At 69.5% G+C, this 16695-nt stretch carries 14 protein-coding genes; all 14 read right to left on the reverse strand.

Annotated elements, in window-relative coordinates; translation table 11 throughout:
• Positions 1-5: 5 nt before the first annotated feature.
• On the reverse strand, positions 6-893 hold the full coding sequence (locus RHA1_RS05235; RefSeq protein ID WP_237726847.1) for a cell division protein FtsQ/DivIB: 888 nt from the start codon (positions 891-893) through the stop codon (positions 6-8).
• Entirely contained in the window at positions 890-2401 is a 1512-nt protein-coding gene (gene murC, locus RHA1_RS05240) for a UDP-N-acetylmuramate--L-alanine ligase (RefSeq protein ID WP_009473736.1), read from the reverse strand. Before murC ends, RHA1_RS05235 begins: the two co-directional genes overlap by 4 nt.
• Positions 2398-3546, reverse strand: a complete 1149-nt coding sequence (murG, locus tag RHA1_RS05245) for an undecaprenyldiphospho-muramoylpentapeptide beta-N-acetylglucosaminyltransferase (RefSeq protein ID WP_011594223.1) — start codon at positions 3544-3546, stop codon at positions 2398-2400. Before murG ends, murC begins: the two co-directional genes overlap by 4 nt.
• The gene (gene ftsW, locus RHA1_RS05250; protein WP_011594224.1) at positions 3543-5078 is read right to left on the reverse strand and encodes a putative lipid II flippase FtsW; all 1536 of its coding nucleotides are present in this window, start codon (positions 5076-5078) and stop codon (positions 3543-3545) included. Before ftsW ends, murG begins: the two co-directional genes overlap by 4 nt.
• Entirely contained in the window at positions 5075-6574 is a 1500-nt protein-coding gene (gene murD, locus RHA1_RS05255) for a UDP-N-acetylmuramoyl-L-alanine--D-glutamate ligase (protein WP_011594225.1), read from the reverse strand. Before murD ends, ftsW begins: the two co-directional genes overlap by 4 nt.
• Before the next feature lie 4 nt (positions 6575-6578).
• A complete protein-coding gene (gene mraY / locus RHA1_RS05260) occupies positions 6579-7658 on the reverse strand; it encodes a phospho-N-acetylmuramoyl-pentapeptide-transferase (protein ID WP_005247625.1) in 1080 nt (359 codons plus the stop codon).
• Complete coding sequence (locus RHA1_RS05265) at positions 7655-9169, reverse strand: UDP-N-acetylmuramoyl-tripeptide--D-alanyl-D-alanine ligase (protein ID WP_011594226.1); 1515 nt, start codon at positions 9167-9169, stop codon at positions 7655-7657. Before RHA1_RS05265 ends, mraY begins: the two co-directional genes overlap by 4 nt.
• A complete protein-coding gene (locus tag RHA1_RS05270; RefSeq protein ID WP_011594227.1) occupies positions 9166-10779 on the reverse strand; it encodes a UDP-N-acetylmuramoyl-L-alanyl-D-glutamate--2,6-diaminopimelate ligase in 1614 nt (537 codons plus the stop codon). The genes RHA1_RS05265 and RHA1_RS05270 overlap by 4 nt, the downstream gene beginning before the upstream one ends.
• Before the next feature lie 169 nt (positions 10780-10948).
• Entirely contained in the window at positions 10949-12799 is a 1851-nt protein-coding gene (locus tag RHA1_RS05275; RefSeq protein WP_011594228.1) for a peptidoglycan D,D-transpeptidase FtsI family protein, read from the reverse strand.
• Positions 12796-13473: a cell division protein FtsL gene (gene ftsL / locus RHA1_RS05280; protein ID WP_009473743.1), complete on the reverse strand. Its 678-nt coding sequence runs from the start codon at positions 13471-13473 to the stop codon at positions 12796-12798. Before ftsL ends, RHA1_RS05275 begins: the two co-directional genes overlap by 4 nt.
• Entirely contained in the window at positions 13470-14486 is a 1017-nt protein-coding gene (rsmH, locus tag RHA1_RS05285; RefSeq protein ID WP_009473744.1) for a 16S rRNA (cytosine(1402)-N(4))-methyltransferase RsmH, read from the reverse strand. The genes ftsL and rsmH overlap by 4 nt, the downstream gene beginning before the upstream one ends.
• Before the next feature lie 196 nt (positions 14487-14682).
• Positions 14683-15114 carry a division/cell wall cluster transcriptional repressor MraZ gene (gene mraZ / locus RHA1_RS05290; RefSeq protein WP_011594229.1) on the reverse strand — a complete coding sequence of 144 codons (432 nt, stop codon included), beginning with the start codon at positions 15112-15114 and terminating at the stop codon, positions 14683-14685.
• 490 nt (positions 15115-15604) lie between these two features.
• Positions 15605-16033: an SCO2097 family morphological protein gene (locus RHA1_RS05295; RefSeq protein ID WP_009473745.1), complete on the reverse strand. Its 429-nt coding sequence runs from the start codon at positions 16031-16033 to the stop codon at positions 15605-15607.
• A gap of 232 nt (positions 16034-16265) precedes the next feature.
• A complete protein-coding gene (locus RHA1_RS05300) occupies positions 16266-16646 on the reverse strand; it encodes an SAV_6107 family HEPN domain-containing protein (RefSeq protein ID WP_009473746.1) in 381 nt (126 codons plus the stop codon).
• Between the last annotated feature and the right edge of the window lie 49 nt (positions 16647-16695).

Raw genomic sequence — 16695 nt, forward strand, 5'->3', positions numbered from 1 at the left:
CCCCCTCACCGCACCGTCGGCAGGTCGGGGCTCGACACGTCGTACGTCTGCCCGGGCTGGGTGAGCAGCGGCAGGGTGACCGCAGCCTTGCGCTCGGACTTCTCCGTACCGCCCCACACCACGATCCGGCCGTCGAGCAGCGTCACCGAGATATCCGAAATCGACTTCGCGGCAACCTGTCCCACCTGACCGCGCAACTGAGGCGGCATCGACTCCAGCACCTCGATCGCCGCCTCCGTCGACGGGTCGCCCCACCCCGGCGACCCCGTCACCAGACGCGGCACCCCGGGCGGCGGCGGTGCGATCTCGTAGTCCACGGCCTCCGCGTCGAGCAGATGGGTGCCGCCGGGGCTGTCGACGAACACGACGGGCACCCGCTCGGTTACCGTGACCCGGATGGTGGACGGGTACACCCGCTGGACGCGCGCGGACGCCACCTTCGGGATCGCGGCCACCCGCTGAGCCGCGCCCTCCGTGTCGACACGCAGCAATGGCTGCCCCTGTGGCACCGCCAGCACCTGGCGAATCTGCTCCTCGGAGATCGACGCCGCCCCCGCGACATCAGTCTTCCGCACCGACAGCAGCGGCGTGAACCAGGCGACGAGACCGAGCGCCACGACCACGACGACACTGACGGCGCCCATCACCGCCGGCCTCCGGTACCACGGCCGCCGCGGTGTCTCCGCCACCACGGACTTCCGTGCCGCCGAAGCCGATTCGCGGGTGCGTCGTGTTCCGGGGTCGGTGACCGTCGAGGTGCGCCGACGCGAGGACGTCCGATCGCTCGCCGTCGCGCGGGCACCGGCCGCAGCCCTCGGCCGCGGACTGCGCTGGACGTCGCGGCGGACAGGGCGGTCCGGCCGCTCGGACCGGCCCCGACGCTCCCGCGTCATCGCGACGGGTGGTGGTGCGGAGCCGCACGCAGAGCGTCGAGGATCTGGTTGCCGAGCATCGTCACGTCACCGGCACCCATGGTGATCACCACGTCCCCGGGGGATGCGAGTGCCGCGACCTGCCGCGGTGCCTGCGACAGGTCGGGCTGGTAGTGCACCGGCTTCGACACCGACAGCGCGACCAGGGCGCCGCTGACGCCCGGGAGAGGTTCTTCCCGCGCGCCGTACACGTCGAGGACCACGACCTCGTCGGCGAGATCCAGGGCGTGCCCGAACTCTTCCGCGAATGTTGCTGTGCGGGAATACAGGTGGGGCTGGAACACCACGATGACCTTCCCGCTGCGCACCGAGTCCTCGGACTCGCGGCGGTCGGCCTCGTGGGGCTGGCGCACCAGATCGGCGGCGGCGCCGAGCACGGCACGCACCTCCGTCGGGTGATGCGCATAGTCGTCGAACACGCGGACCCCGTGCTCGCGGCCGGTGAACTGGAACCGGCGGTGCACTCCCCCGAATCCGGCGATGCCTTCGAGGATCTCGTCCACGTCGGCGCCTGCCTCCCGGGCGGCGAGGAGAGCGGCCAGCGCGTTGAGCGCCATGTGCCTGCCGGGCACACCCATGCGGACCGTCCTCGGCGACTGCTCCCCGGCCAGCTGGAACTGCAGTACTCCGCCGACGTCCCTGGCCTCGAAACTCAGCAGTCGCGCGCCGACCTCGACGCCGTCGACCGAAGCGAAGGCCCCGTCCGCGTCCTCGGCGCTGCCGTATCCCAGCACCCGCACACCGGGCAGCCCCCGCGCCGCCACCCGCTGCGCGAGCGCCGCGGACCCCGGATCGTCGAGACAGGCGACGAGCAGACCGCCAGGCGACAGACGGGCCGCGAAATCGTCGAACACCTGGATGTACGCCTCGGTGCTGCCGAAGTAGTCGAGGTGGTCGGCTTCGACGTTGGTGACGACGACGACGTCCGGTTCGTACTGGAGCAGCGAACCGTCGCTCTCGTCGGCCTCCGCGACGAACACGTCGCCGCTGCCGTGGTGCGCGTTGGTTCCGGCCTCGTTGAGTTCGCCGCCGACCGCGAACGACGGATCGAAACCGCAGTGTTGCAGCGCCACCACCAGCATCGACGTGGTCGACGTCTTGCCGTGGGTGCCGGACACCAGCAGGGTGCGGTGCCCCTGCATCAGCGATGCCAGCACCGCGGGTCGCAGGATCACGGGAATCCCGCGCCGGGCCGCCTCCACCAGTTCCGGGTTGTCCTTCGGGATGGCGGCGTGGGTGGTGACCACGACGGTCGGGCCGCCGGGCAGCAGGTCGAGCGCGCCGGCGTCGTGGCCGATGCGGACCTGCGCGCCGCGGGCACGCAGGGCGAGGACGCCGCGGCTCTCCTTGGCGTCCGATCCGGACACCTGCCCTCCCCTGGCCAGCAGGATCCGCGCAATTCCGGACATTCCGGCGCCGCCGATCCCGACCATGTGGACTCGTTCCAACTCCGCGGGCAGGTCGGTCATCGGGTTCCCCTTGTCAGCGCGGCCACGTCGAGCACGATGCGCGCAACCTCGGTGGCTGCGCTGCGGTGACCTGCGCCGGCCGCGCGTCGTCCCATGTCCTCGAGCTGTGCGGGGTCGCGCAGCAGAGGGATCACGGTCTCCGCGACGAATCCGGCGGACAGGTCTCCGTCGGCGACAATCATTCCACCTCCGGCGGCGACCACCGGTCGCGCGTTCAGTTCCTGCTCCCCGTTGCCGTGGGGCAGCGGCACGTATACCGCGGGAAGTCCCACCGCCGACACCTCCGCCACCGTCATCGCACCCGACCGGCAGATCACCGCGTCCGCAGCCGAATACGCGAGGTCCATCCGCGACAGGTAGGGAACGGCCACGTACGGCGGGCCGCCCGGTGTCGCGGGAACGTCGAGGGTGTTCTTCGGTCCGTGTGCGTGCAGAACGGCCACACCGGCCGCGGCGAGCGACTCCGCCGCGCCCGAGACGGCCTCGTTGAGCGACCGCGCCCCCTGCGAGCCGCCGAAGACGAGCAGCACCGGACCGTCGGCGGGGAGCCCGAAGTGTGCGCGCGCCTCCGCGCGCAGAGCCGCCCGGTCGAGAGCGGTGATCGACGCCCGGACCGGGATCCCGAGGATCTCCGCATCCGAGCGGCCGCGAGCGGAGACTCCGGAACCGGCGACCGCGGCCAGCACCCGGGCGGCGCGGCGGGCACCGATCTTGTTCGCGATCCCGGCGCTGGCGTTCGCCTCGTGCACCACGATCGGAATGCGGCGCCTGCGGCGGAGCAGTCCGGGCCCGGCCGCCAGATATGCGGGCAGCGCGACGTACCCGCCGAACCCGACGACGACGTCGGCGCCGGTCGCGTCGAGCACCTCGCGGGTGCGGCGCACCGACGCGCGCACCCGGCCGGGAAGCCGCAGCAGGTCGAGGGTGGGTTTACGGGGCAGCGGCACCGGTGGAATGAGCTCGAGCGGGTAGCCCCGCTCGGGAACCAGGGTGGTTTCGAGGCCGCGCGCGGTGCCGAGAGCGGTCACCACCGCGGTGTCGTCGATCGCCTTGATCGCATCGGCCACTGCCAGAGCCGGTTCGATGTGCCCGGCGGTACCACCACCGGCCACGATCACCGACAGGGTGGACTTGTCGCCGTTCACCTACGAAATCCTCGCTCTCCTGCTCGGCCACCCGAGCTTCGCTGTTGACGTGCACCTCGTTCGGGGGTGCGGCCCTTGCCGCGTTCGGGGCGGCCCTTCTCGTATGTGACGCTGCGGGTGCGCGGGGCCATCTCGCGACCGGCCCGTCGGCGGGCTTCGGCGCGGCGCACCGCCTCGGCGCGTGCCGCGTCGGCCCGCACCGGCGAATACGCCTCCGGCTTGCGGAGGCGCAGAAGGCGACCGAACGGGCCGTCCTGCCCGGAGTGCAGCGCCGCGACCGCCTCCGGTTCGTGCCGCGCCGCGTTGGCGACGAGGCCGAACATGAACAGTGTGGTGGCCGTCGACGTTCCGCCGGCCGATACCAGCGGCAACTGCAGGCCGGTGACGGGCAGCAGCCCGATCACGTACCCCACGTTGATGAATGCCTGTCCGGTGATCCACACCGTCGCCGTTCCGGTGAGCAGGCGCAGGAACGGGTCGGCGGATCGGGCCGCGATGCGCAGGCCCGTGTACACGAACAGTCCGAACAAACCGAGGACGGCGGCGCCGCCGAGGTATCCGAGCTCTTCGCCGATGATCGCGAAGATGAAGTCGTTGTGGGCGTTCGGCAGGTAGCTCCACTTCGCGCGGCTCTGCCCCAGCCCTCGCCCGAGGATCCCGCCGTCCGCGAGCGAATACATCGCCTGCCGCGACTGGTACCCGATGCCCTGCGGGTCGGAACCGGGATTGAGGAACTCGCGCACGCGAGCGGAGCGGTAGCCCGCGGTGAGCGCGAGGATCACGATTCCGCCGAAACCGGTGCCGAGGATGGCGACGAACAGTTTCAGCGGCAGGCCCGCGAACCACAGCAGCGCCATCAGGATGATGGCCAGCGAGACCGTCGTGCCGAGGTCGGGCTGCAGGATGATCAGGACGAACGCGACGAGCGCGGCCGGCACCAGCGGAACGAGCATGTCCCGGATACTGGAGATGTCGCTGCGCCGCGACGCCAGGATGTGCGCACCCCACACGGCCAGCGCGATCTTGGTGAGCTCGGCGGGCTGCAACGAGAATCCCGCGACGACGAACCAGCCGCGGGTGCCCTGGGACACGGTGCCGATACCCGGTATGAGGACCAGGACCAGCAGGATGATCGTGACCGCGAAGGCCGGGAACGACAGGGCGCGCATCACCCGGACCGGGATCTGCAGCGCCGCGTAGAACAGGCAGAGCCCGAGAGCCGCGAACAGCGCCTGCCGGGTGAAAAGGGTGTACGCCGAACCGTCGGAGGCGTAGGCCTCGACGCTCGAGGACGACAGCACCATCACCAGGCCGAGGACCGTCAGCAGAAACGCGATGGTGACCACGAGGTGGAACGACGCCAGAGGCCTCGACAGCCAGGCCCCGATCCGGGTGCGCGGGCCGCGCGGAGGCGCCGTGCGGGTACGGGGACCGGACGGTGCACGCTTCGCCACACCGGGGGCGGCCGCCGTGCGAGCCGGGGACCGCTGTCCCTCGGGGGCGCGTCGGGTGCGGGCTCCGGCGGAGGTCATCGCAGCGTCCTGGAGATGTCCGACGCGTCGAGCCTGCCTACGGCGTCCGTGAAGCTGTCCCCCCGGTGGCCGTAACTGGCGAACATGTCGAGCGATGCCGCCGCGGGCGCCAGGACGACGGAATCCCCTGCCGTTGCCAGCGCCGCCGCCTCACGCACGACGACACCCATCACGGCGTCGCTGTCGGTGTCCGCCGGCAGCACCACCCGGTGCGTCGCGGTCTGCGGGACTGCACTCACACCTGCATCGTCTCCCGTTTCGACAGTGACCACGGGAACCTCGGGGGCGTGTCGCGCAAGGGACTCTGCAATCTGCATCGCATCGCGGCCCAGCAGGACGGCGCCGGCGAGGCGACTAGCCACCTCCCGGACGAGGTCGTCGACCCGCGCCCCCTTCAGCAGACCACCGGCGATCCACACCACCCGCTCGTGGGCGAGGATCGACGGGCGGGCGGCGTGCGGGTTGGTGGCCTTGGAGTCGTCGACGAACGTCACGCCCCCGACCTCGGCGACGAGTGCCGCGCGGTGCGGGCCCACGACGTGGGCGGCCAGACCGGCGGCGACGGCGTCCGGCGGAACTCCGATCGCCCGGGCCAGAGCCGCCGCGGCCAGAGCGTCCATCAGTCCGGCAGGCCCGGGCGGGGTGATCCCCTCGGCCGGGGCCAGCCGCTCGCCGTCCGCGAACGCGCGGTCGACGAGATACCCGTCCTCGACACCCAGTTCGCCCGGCGCCGGCACGCCCAACCGGAAACCCACGGTCCGGACTGCGGGGGACGAGGAGAACAGGGAGGACGCAACCTCGTCGTCGAGCCCCAGCACCGCGACCTCACCGGTCAGGGCGCGGGCCTTCGCATCGATGTACGGCTGCATCCCGCCGTGCCAGTCCAGATGATCTTCGGCGATGTTGAGGATCGCACCTGCGGTCGGCCGGACCGACGGCGCCCAGTGCAGCTGGAACGACGAGAGTTCGACCGCCAGCGCCTCCGCCCGGGGCTCGGTCTGCCGCAGGGCGTCGAGGACCGGAATCCCGATGTTGCCGCAGGCCAGACTCGGCAGCTCGGCCGCCTCGAGGATGGACTGCAGCATGGAGGTCGTCGTGGTCTTGCCGTTGGTGCCGGTGACCACCAGCCACCGCCGCGGCGGGCCGTAGAGCCCGGCCCGGTCCACGTGCCACGAGAACTCGATGTCACCCCAGATCGGTACCCCGTCCCCGGCGGCGAGCGAGAGCAGCGGCGCGTCCGGGCGGAACCCCGGGCTCGTCACGACCAGCGCGAACTCGGCGACCCGGTCCCGCTCGGCGAGCAGATCGTCGATCGGGACGGTCGCGGCGCCGAGCCGCGCGCACTCGGCGAGAGCGTCGACGTTCGCGTCGGTCACGGTGACGAGCGCACCGAGGTCACGAAGAGGTTCGATGGTGGCCCGGCCGGAGACACCCGCACCGGCGACGAGGACGCTGCGACCCCGCAACCAGTCGAGCCCGCCGTGTTCCTCTGCCACGTCGTCAGCCCCCGATCGCAGCCAGGTACTCGCTGTAGAACAGCGCGAGCCCGATCGCGGAGGCGATGGCGGCCAGCAACCAGAACCGGATGATCACCGTGGTTTCCGCCCACCCTGCAAGTTCGAAGTGGTGGTGGAACGGAGCCATCCGGAACACTCGTCTTCGGCTCGACCGGAACACGGCGACCTGGATCACGACCGATGCCGCCTCTGCGACGAACAGCGCACCGATCACGACCATCAGCAGTTCGGTGCGCGTCGTGATCGACAGTCCGGCGAGCATGCCGCCGAGTGCCAGCGAACCGGTGTCACCCATGAAGATCTTGGCGGGCGCCGCGTTCCACCACAGGAATCCGATGCACGCACCCGCACCGGCCGCGCAGATCAGGGCCAGGTCGAGCGGATCGCGGACGTCGTAGCAGCCCTTGCCGGGGCTCGTCTCGCACGCGTTGCGGTACTGCCAGAACGTGATGATCACGTACGCGCCGAGGACCAGGCTCATCGACCCGGCAGCGAGACCGTCGAGGCCGTCGGTCAGATTGACCGCGTTCGACCAAGCGCTCACCAGGAGGTAGCAGAACGCGACGAACACGACGGAGCCCATCGTGACCGTCGCGATGTCACGCACGTACGACAGGTGCTCGCTGCCCGGTGTGAGGTCGTTCGCGCCCCGGAACTGCAGCGCGAGAATGCCGAACGCCACTGCCGCGATGAGCTGTCCGACCAGCTTCGCCGTCTTGTTCAGTCCGAGGTTGCGCTGCTTGCGGATCTTGATGAAGTCGTCGAGGAAGCCGACCCCGCCGAGCGCCGTCGTGAGACCGAGAACCAGCAGTCCCGATGCCGACGGCCCGTCCGCGTTGTAGCCGATGCCGATCAGGTGCGAACCCCAGTAGCCGGCCCACAGTCCGGCGAGGATGGCGACGCCGCCCATCGTCGGGGTGCCGCGCTTCGACTGGTGACTCGCCGGACCTTCGACACGGATCTCCTGACCGAACCCCTGACGGGAGAAGGCCTTGATGAGAACGGGGGTCAGCAGAATCGAGACGGCCAGCGCGATGCCCGCCGCGAAGAGGATCTGTCTCACCGCGTAGCCTCCGAACCCTTCTGTCCCGTGCTTCCCGCCAACACCGTGTCCGCGACCTCCCACAATCCGATGGACTGCGACGCCTTGACCAGCACCAGGTCACCCGGTGCCAGTTCCGCTTCGAGCAAGGCGACCGCACCGGCGATGTCGGGGACGAGGATCGACTCCTCACCCCACGAACCCTCCATGACCGCACCCTGATGCATGGCGCGGGCGGGCCTGCCGGTTCCCACGATGATCAGCCTGCTCACGTCCAGCCGGACCGCGAATCTGCCGATGGCGTCGTGTTCGACCACTGATTCTGGACCCAGCTCGGCCATTTCTCCGAGCACCGCCCAACTCCGGCGCGCCGCACCCCGGCCCGACCGGGCCATCGACACCAGCGCCTTCAGGGCGGCCCGCATCGAGTCGGGGTTGGCGTTGTACGAATCGTTGACGACAGTCACACCGTCCGGCCGATCGCGGACGTCCATCCGGCGCGCCGAGACCGCGGCGGCACCGGAAAGGGCCTGCGCGATCTGCTCGAGGTCCGCCCCGCATTCGAGTGCCACCGCCGCGGCGGCGAGCGCGTTGCCGACCTGGTGTTCACCGTGCACGGCGAGCTCGACGGCGACACTCCCGGTCGGCGCCGTGAGAGTGAAGCGCGCCCTTGCCTTCTCGTCGAGCACGATGTCGGTGGCCCGCACGTGCGCGGACTCCGACCGGCCGACGAGGACCACCCGGGCCGATGTGCGCGGCGCCATGGCTGCCACCAGCGGATCGTCGGCGTTGAGGATCGCGACACCACCCTCGTCCGCCGAGGGCAGCGACTCCGCGAGTTCGCCCTTGGCAGCGGCGATCGCGTCGCGGGAACCGAATTCGCCGAGGTGCGCCGTACCCACGTTGAGGACGACCCCGATCTTCGGGGGTGCGATGTTCGCGAGGGAGGCGATGTGCCCGCGGCCGCGGGCCGACATCTCCAGAACCAGGAATCCCGTGTCCGCGTCCGCACGTAGTGCGGTCCACGGGTGGCCGAGTTCGTTGTTGAACGATCCGGGTGGCGCGACGACAGGACCGAGGGGGCGCAGGACGGCGGCGAGCAGATCCTTGGTCGACGTCTTTCCCGCCGATCCGGTGACGCCGACGACGGTGAGCCCCTTCGCGGTGAGGCCGTCGACGGAGGCGCGCGCGAGCTTCGCGAGGGCTGCGAGCACGGCGGCGCCCGATCCGTCGGTGTCGTGTTCGAGTGCCATCGCCTTGCTCGGGACGTCGCTCGGCGTCGGGGTGACGACGATCGCGGGGACACCGACCGGGCGCGCGGCCAGGACGGCGACCACACCGGCCTCGACCGCCGAGGCCGCGTGATCGTGGCCGTCCACGTGGGCGCCGGGCAGGGCGAGGAACAGCCCGCCGGCGGTGACCTTCCGCGAGTCGAACTCGACCGTTCCCGTCACCTCGGCCGACGGATCGGCGACGTCGTGCAGTTCGCCGCCCACGATCTCGGCGATGCGAGCGAGTGTCATCGGGATCATCGCGTTCCTCCGACCTGTCGCTCGATCGCGTCGCCCAGTACGTCGCGGTCGTCAAATGGGTACTTCACCCCGTGTATCTCCTGACCGATCTCGTGTCCCTTGCCTGCGACCAGAACCACGTCGCCTGCCTGCGCCCAGCCGACGGCGTCGGCGATCGCCTTCGCTCGGTCCGCTACTTCCCACACCTGTCCCCGCTCGGATTCGGGCACTCCGAGAGCGCCCTCGCGGACCGCGGCCCTGATCTTCGCCGGGTCCTCGCTGCGGGGGTTGTCGTCCGTGATGATCAGCAGGTCGGCACCACGCGCGGCCGCGGCACCCATCAGCGGCCGCTTGCCTGCGTCGCGATCGCCGCCCGCACCCACGACAACGGCGACGCGACCGCGTACCTGCTCGCGCAGCGTCGCGATCACGGCCTCGACCGCTGCGGGTTTGTGGGCGTAGTCGACGACGGCGAGGAAGTCCTGTCCCCGGTCGATCCGCTGCACCCGGCCCGGCACGTCGACGCCGGCGATGCCCTCGACGGCGTCGCGCGGATCGACACCCAGCGCCGCGCACAGCGCGACGGCGAGCGAAGCGTTGGCGACGTTGTACTGCCCCGGCAGACGGAGCTCCACGTCGAGTGTCGTGCCCTCGGCCGTGGTGAGCGCGAAGGTCTGCGAGCCCGAGGGCGACACCGTCGCCGGGCCTGCCGTCCACACCGCGCCCTCGCTGTCCGGTGTGGTCGCGACTGTCGTCACGATCGAATGCGCACCGCGGGCGACGTCGGCCATCCGCTGTCCCCACACGTCGTCGATGCAGATGACGGCGTGCTGGGCGTGCACGGACGAATCGGCCGCGAAGAGCCGCGCCTTCGCGGCGAAGTAGTCCTCGAAGTCGCGGTGGAAGTCCAGGTGGTCCTGGGAGAGGTTCGTGAACGCGCCCACATCGAAGCGGACTCCGTCGACGCGGCCGAGCGACAGCGCGTGGCTGGACACCTCCATCACGACGGTGTCGATCCCCTGCTCGAGCATCACGGCGAACAGGGCGTGGAGCTGCGGCGCCTCGGGGGTCGTCAGTGCGCTCGGCACCCGGCGGCCTCTCATCCGGGTCTCGATGGTGCCCACGAGACCGGTCGTCCGCCCCGCGGCGGTGAGCGCGGCTTCGACGAGATACGAGGTCGTCGTCTTACCCGATGTCCCGGTGATACCGATGACCTGCATCTTCTCGGAGGGCCGGCCGTAGATGGTTGCCGACAGCTCACCGAGGACGCCGCGTGGGTCGTCGTGGACGAGCACCGGCATGTCCGAGCCCAGTGCGGACACCAGCGCGAATCCGGCCTCGTCGGTGAGGATCGCGGTCGCGCCCCGTGCGAGAGCGTCGGCGGCGAATTCCGCGCCGTGCGCGCGGGCCCCGGGAAGGGCCGCGAACAGATCGCCCTCGACGATCCCCTGGGCGCGGAGATCCACCCCGGTGACGATGACGTGCTCGGCGGTTCCCGTGGGTGCCTCGACCCTCGCTCCGGCGAGCGCTGCCAGAGCGCTCACCGTGGTACGGACCGGCTGGGCGGGGCGAAGACTGTCTGTGACCTTCACCTCCACTGACGCCGACTGCGGGCGGGACGGAACAGGCACCGGGCTCCTCTCGGATGTCGACTCTCACTGACAACGGCTTAGTGCACGGATCTATACAGCGTGCTACCTCGGCAGTTCCCTGCGTCCACGGGAAAGTCCGTGTCCACTGAACGGCCGACGTGTCAGATTACCGCGAGTGCTCTCGGAACCCGATTCGGCCGACCTTCGCTCAATCGGCCTGCAGCACCAGCCTGCGTCCGGGGTCCGGGGACATCGGCACGCTGTCGCGCTGCAGCATCCAGGACGCGATGTTGTGGAACAGCGGCGCGGCGGACTGGCCGCCGGAACCGTCCGCGCTGCGTGTCGGCGCGTTGAGCATGATTCCGACGACGTACCTCGGGTTGTCGGCCGGGGCGATCCCGGCGAACGTGATCCAGTAGTTCGAGTTCGAGTAGCACTTGCAGGCGGGATCGACCTGCTGGGCGGTGCCCGTCTTACCGCTGATCTGATACCCGTCGACGGCGGCCTGCACCCCGGTACCCCGCTGGTTGCCCGTGTCGTTCTGGGTGACGGACCGGAACATGTCGCGGACGGTGGACGCGGTCTGCGGGCTGACCACCGTCACCTCGTCGGGCGCCTCGGTCTCCGTCCGGTTCCCGGCCGCGTCGACGGTCGCCTTGACGATGCGAGGCGGGATGCGAACGCCGTCGTTGGCGATCGCCTGGTACATGCCGGTCATCTGCAGCAGCGTCATCGACAGGCCCTGACCGATCGGCAGGTTCGCGAACGTGCCCCCCGACCACTGGTCGCGGCTGGGGACGCTGCCCGCGCTCTCACCGGGTAGTCCGACGTCGGTGCGCTGGCCGAGACCGAACCTGGACAGCATGTCCGCGTAGCGGTCCTCCCCCACCCGCTGGGCAAGCATCAGGGTGCCCACGTTCGACGACTTCCCGAACACGCCCGTGGCCGTGTACGGGGCGACCCCGTGGTCCCACGCGTCCTTCACCGACACACCCGACATCTGAATGTTGCCGGGAACCTCGAGAACTTCGTCCGGTGTGGTCAGGCCGTACTCGATCGCGGCAGCCGCGGTGACGATCTTGTTGACGGAGCCCGGTTCGAACGGCGTGCTCACCGACAGGTTGCCCATCTCCACGGTCCGCGGATTGTTGCCCACCCCGATCGCCGGGTTGAACGTGCTGTCGTTCGACATCGCGAGCACCTCACCGGTGTGGGAGTCGAGCACGACCGCCGACGCGTCCTTCGCACCGGACTTGTCCTTGGCCATCTGCACCTGCTGCTGAACGTAGTACTGCAGGTCGGAGTCGATGGTGAGCTCGACGCTCGACCCGTCCACCGCCGGTTGCTTGTCACGCCAGCTGCCGGGAATCACCGCGCCGTCGGAGCCCCGGTCGTAGGTCTGGGACCCGTCGGTGCCCGCGAGGGTGGAGTCGAGGGAGTCCTCGAGACCGAGCAGTCCGTGACCGTCCCAGCCGGTGGCGCCGACGAGGTTGGCGGCTAGGGATCCGCCTGGGTACTCGCGGATGTCCTGGCGTTCGAGTCCGACCTCCGGGAACTTGTCGCTGATCTGCGCCGCGATGTTGGGGTCGACGCTGCGCGCGAGATAGACGAACGTGTCGTCGCCGTGCAGTTTCTCCTTCAGATCCTTCTCGGGTGCGGCGTCGCCGAGCCGGTCGTGGATCTCCTTCGCGATCGCGTCGAGACGGGAGTCGACGTCGGGGGCGGTGTCGCTCTTGGCCTTCGCCTCCTCGAGTTCCTTCCGCACCCGTGCGGGCTGGAACGTCAGGGCCTTCGCTTCCATCGTGAATGCGATGGGGTTGGAGTTGCGGTCGGTGATCGACCCGCGCAGAGCGGGATCCACCTCGGTGGTGGTGCGCTGGTTCGCCGCTTCCGCGGACAGTTGTGGTGCGTCGATGACCTGGATCCACAGAAGCTGCACTGCGGCAAGGCCGAGCGCCAAGAACATCACCAGGCGTCCGTACCGTTGCCTGAACGGAAAGGACGCCGAACCGGCGCCCTTGGGGCGCCGGGGACGACTTCTCGGTGCGCTTCGATTCACCGGCGACCGCCGGACGGTGGAGCAGTCGTCGGAGCGGTGGTCGAGGGGATCACGGGAACCAATTGTTCACCCTGAGCTTGGATCTCCGTGCCATTGCCGGGCTGCGGCGTGGCGCGCGGCGCCTGCGTCGTCGTCCCGCGGTTGGGGGCGGTCGCGACGGCGTTGCCCCGCTGGGTGGGCGGGACGGCGACGTCGAGCGGCGGCACGGGTGCACCCGACGCCGGGGCCGGCTTTCCGACGACCTCGACGCTGCCGTCGGGGTGGACGACGAGGCGAGCGGGATCATTGGCGGGCACCATGCCGAGCTTGGCCGCTTCCTCCGCCAGTTTCGGGGCAGAGTTGGCGGTCTCGACGTCACGCTGCAGCGCCGCCTTCTCCTCCGCGAGCGACTGGTTGTGAGCGCGGGCGGCGCTCAGCTGGTACGAGTCCTCGGCGGAGCGGGTGGTCAGCAGCAGTGTCATGGCCAGACCCATGGCGAGCAGAACGAGGATCGTCGCCACGAACGGGATGCGGGCGGTGAGCGTACCGGCGCGGTTCTTGCCGGAGACGGCGATCGCGGATCCACTGTGCACGGCCGCGCGCTGGGTGCGCTTCTTGTACGCCCGCTCAGCCGCGCCCGTCCGGTTGGCCCCCCGCGCGGGCCGCATTTCGGTGGAACTCACCTGAACCGTCATGCCGCCGACCTCCTGGCAATTCTTTCTGCAGCGCGCAAACGCACCGGGGCTGATCGTGGGTTCTCTTCGACTTCCTGTTCGGACGCCCGCTCCGCCCCTCGTGTGAGGATCCGGAACTCCGGTCCCATCCCCGGTAGTTCGACAGGAAGCCCCTCGGGGCTCTTCGACTTCGACCTGGGAGTGATTTCCTGCTTGACGACCCGGTCTTCGAGGGATTGGTACGACATGAACACGACGCGTCCCCCGACGGTCAACGCGTCGAGTGCAGCCGGGACCGCGGCGCGCAGTGAATCGAGCTCGCCGTTGACCTCCACTCGAAGGGCCTGGAACGTCCGCTTGGCGGGATGTCCCCCGGTACGGCGGGTCGCCGCAGGAATGGAGCGGTACAACAGTTCGACCAGTGCTGCGCTGGTGGTGAACGGCTCCTTCGCGCGCTGCCGGACGATCTCCGACGCGATCTTGCCCGCGAAGCGCTCCTCGCCGTACGTGCTGAGGATGCGAGCGAGATCTCCGTGGCTGTACGTGTTGAGGACCTCGGCCGCGGTGATGCCGGTGGTCGGGTCCATCCGCATGTCGAGGGGCGCGTCGATCGAATACGCGAACCCCCGATCCGATTCGTCGAGCTGCATCGAGGAGACGCCGAGGTCGAAGAGGATCCCGTGCACGGACTCCTGCGCGGGCAGCCCCGCTTGGTCGAGCGCGTCCTCGATGCCGTCGTAGCGGGTGTGCACGAACGTGATGCGATCGGCGAAGGGCGCGAGCCGGCCGCCGGCGATCTCGAGCGCGTGCGGATCACGGTCGAGGGCGATGAGCCTCAGCTGGGGGTAGGTCCGCAGGAAGTGCTCGGAGTGTCCGCCGAGACCGAGGGTCGCGTCGATCATGACGGCTCCCCCGCCCTGCGGGTCGTTCACGGTGAGGGCTGGGCCCAGCAGTTCGTCGGCGCGGTGAAGCAGAACCGGAATGTGACCGAAACCATCGGTGGGCGAGGAATCTTCCCCCTCGTGATCCACCATGATCCCTCCGGCTCCTGCTCTGTGGTGCGGGTGAAGTGCCCGATGCCGGGGTTCACTGCTCGAACTTCTCTTGTCGGCCAGTTGCCGTGGCGAATGCTTCGAGGTCCCTGCCCGAAATGAAAACCTGGCGCTGGGGAAGTGCGTCAGGGTTCCGTCGGACAGAGGCCTCGCGGCATTCGCGGGGACGCTGCCACGCTCAGACGATCTCGCCGAGCGCGACTCCTGTTGCCTGCGAGTAGTTCTCCTCGTTCGCCTCGACGTAGGTCTGCCAGGCTTGCGCATCCCAGATTTCGAGGAAATCGACCGAACCGATCACTACGCAGTCCTTGGAGAGACCCGCGTAACGACGGTGATCTGCCGAGAGGGTGATGCGCCCCTGGGCATCTGCGTGCTGCTCGTCGGTACCTGCCGCCAGCCCACGAACGAAGGCTCGCGCCTCCGGATCGCTTCTCGACGCGGCCGCGGCCTTGCGTGCGAGTGCCGTGAACTCTTCCCGGGGATACACCGCGAGGCTGTGATCCTGACCCTTGGTGACCATCAACCCTCCCGCCAGCGCATCCCGGAACTTTGCGGGCAACGTGAGCCGCCCCTTCTCGTCGAGCTTCGGCGTGTAGGTACCGAGAAACACTCGACACCTCCCACCGCGTTCATATCGAACGCCGTATGCCCGGGCGGTTCACCTTCGCTCCCCGCTGCGCACCACAGTACCCCACTTTCCCCCACTCACAAGGTGGATAACGGCGTGTTGTTCACCAATTTGCCCGATACTTGCTGGTCAACGCTCATTGCGGATGGTGGGGGAAAATTCCCGACGTGATCACCGACACGAGCAGAGCCGATCAGGTTCGGCCCCACAACGGCGCAGGATGGCGCAAAAGCCCAGGTGAAAGCGCACCGCGAGGGGGCGGCACCCCTGCCTCGCGGTTCATCGCGGAGCGGAGGGGGGAAAGTGGGGAAACAGGGTGGGTGAGGGTGGGGAATCGTGGGCGGGACGGTTCACTGGCCCCACCGGATCGACCCCCGCCTACGCACCCGGCGATCCTGGACCGAGCCCCGACACAGCAGTGGCGGCGTGGCATCACATGCCACGCCGCCACTGGGCTGCTGAGCGGGTAGTACTACTCCTGCTCGAATCTCTTCTTGAAGCGGTCTTCCATTCGCGACGAGAATCCGCCACTCTTGCGCCCGCTTCGGGGCTTACCGCGATCGGCACGGCCGGTCTCACCTTGCGTGGTCGAGCCACCACGTGAGGACTGTCCGGACTTGCTCTTACCTCCACCCCACAGGAGGAGGACTCCGGCACCGAACATGACGATGAAGCCGATCAGGCTGATGACGGGAAAACCGCCAGGCTTGATCGGAAGGGCGACGCCGGCGATGAGCAGGACCAGCCCCAGAACGAACAGGGCCACCGCCTGCAATCGACGACGACTCGATGCCGCACGCATGCGACCGCCTCGCACAGTGGAGGCGAACTTGGGATCCTCGGCGTAGAGAGCGCTCTCGATCTGGTCGAGCATGCGCTGCTCGTGCTCGGAGAGTGGCACGGTACCTCCCCCGGCACTGGGTGTTGGCCACCGCCTCACGGTGCGAGACGGTGGGTAACCGACTTTGGCGGCTACCTAGATTTAATAATACGAGCAGTTCGATCCCCGTACCACCTACTCCACGTACGAGTTCCCCACCAACCTTACGGACTCCCACACCGAACCCCGTCCGGGGCACCGCAATGTCGCGGACGCCTCACCGTTTTCCCGCCGTTTCCGGGCCCGCCGCCGATTAGGACGCCCGCAGATCGAGACCTGCGCCACGTCCGATGTGATCTTCGACGGCCTGGAGAAAGCGTCCGACCTCGACGAAGAACTCGTCGGCCTCGAGATCGGTGAGGGTTCGCGACATTCCCGCCTCGATCGCGGCACGGGTGGCCGAGTGCCCGGCGAAGTAGTCGGCCCAGTTCACGAATTCGGGCGCCGCGTCGGCCATGAGAACCCAGGCGTTACGCGTTCGTGTCCGTCTGCGCCCCGCCGCAGGCCCCTCGACGGCGGCCAGCACTGCGCCCGCCCCGCGGAGCGCGGCCAGATACGCGCTGTGGAATCGATCCGCCGGCCCACCGGCACCCACCGATTGGGCGAGGAGCGCGTCGGCGCGATCGAGCAGCACCGAACCCCGCCTGGAGCCCGGGTGGCGTACGTCACCCGGTCGGCGTGAG

This window comes from Rhodococcus jostii RHA1, assembly GCF_000014565.1.
GTDB classification, from domain to species: Bacteria; Actinomycetota; Actinomycetes; order Mycobacteriales; family Mycobacteriaceae; genus Rhodococcus_F; species Rhodococcus_F jostii_A.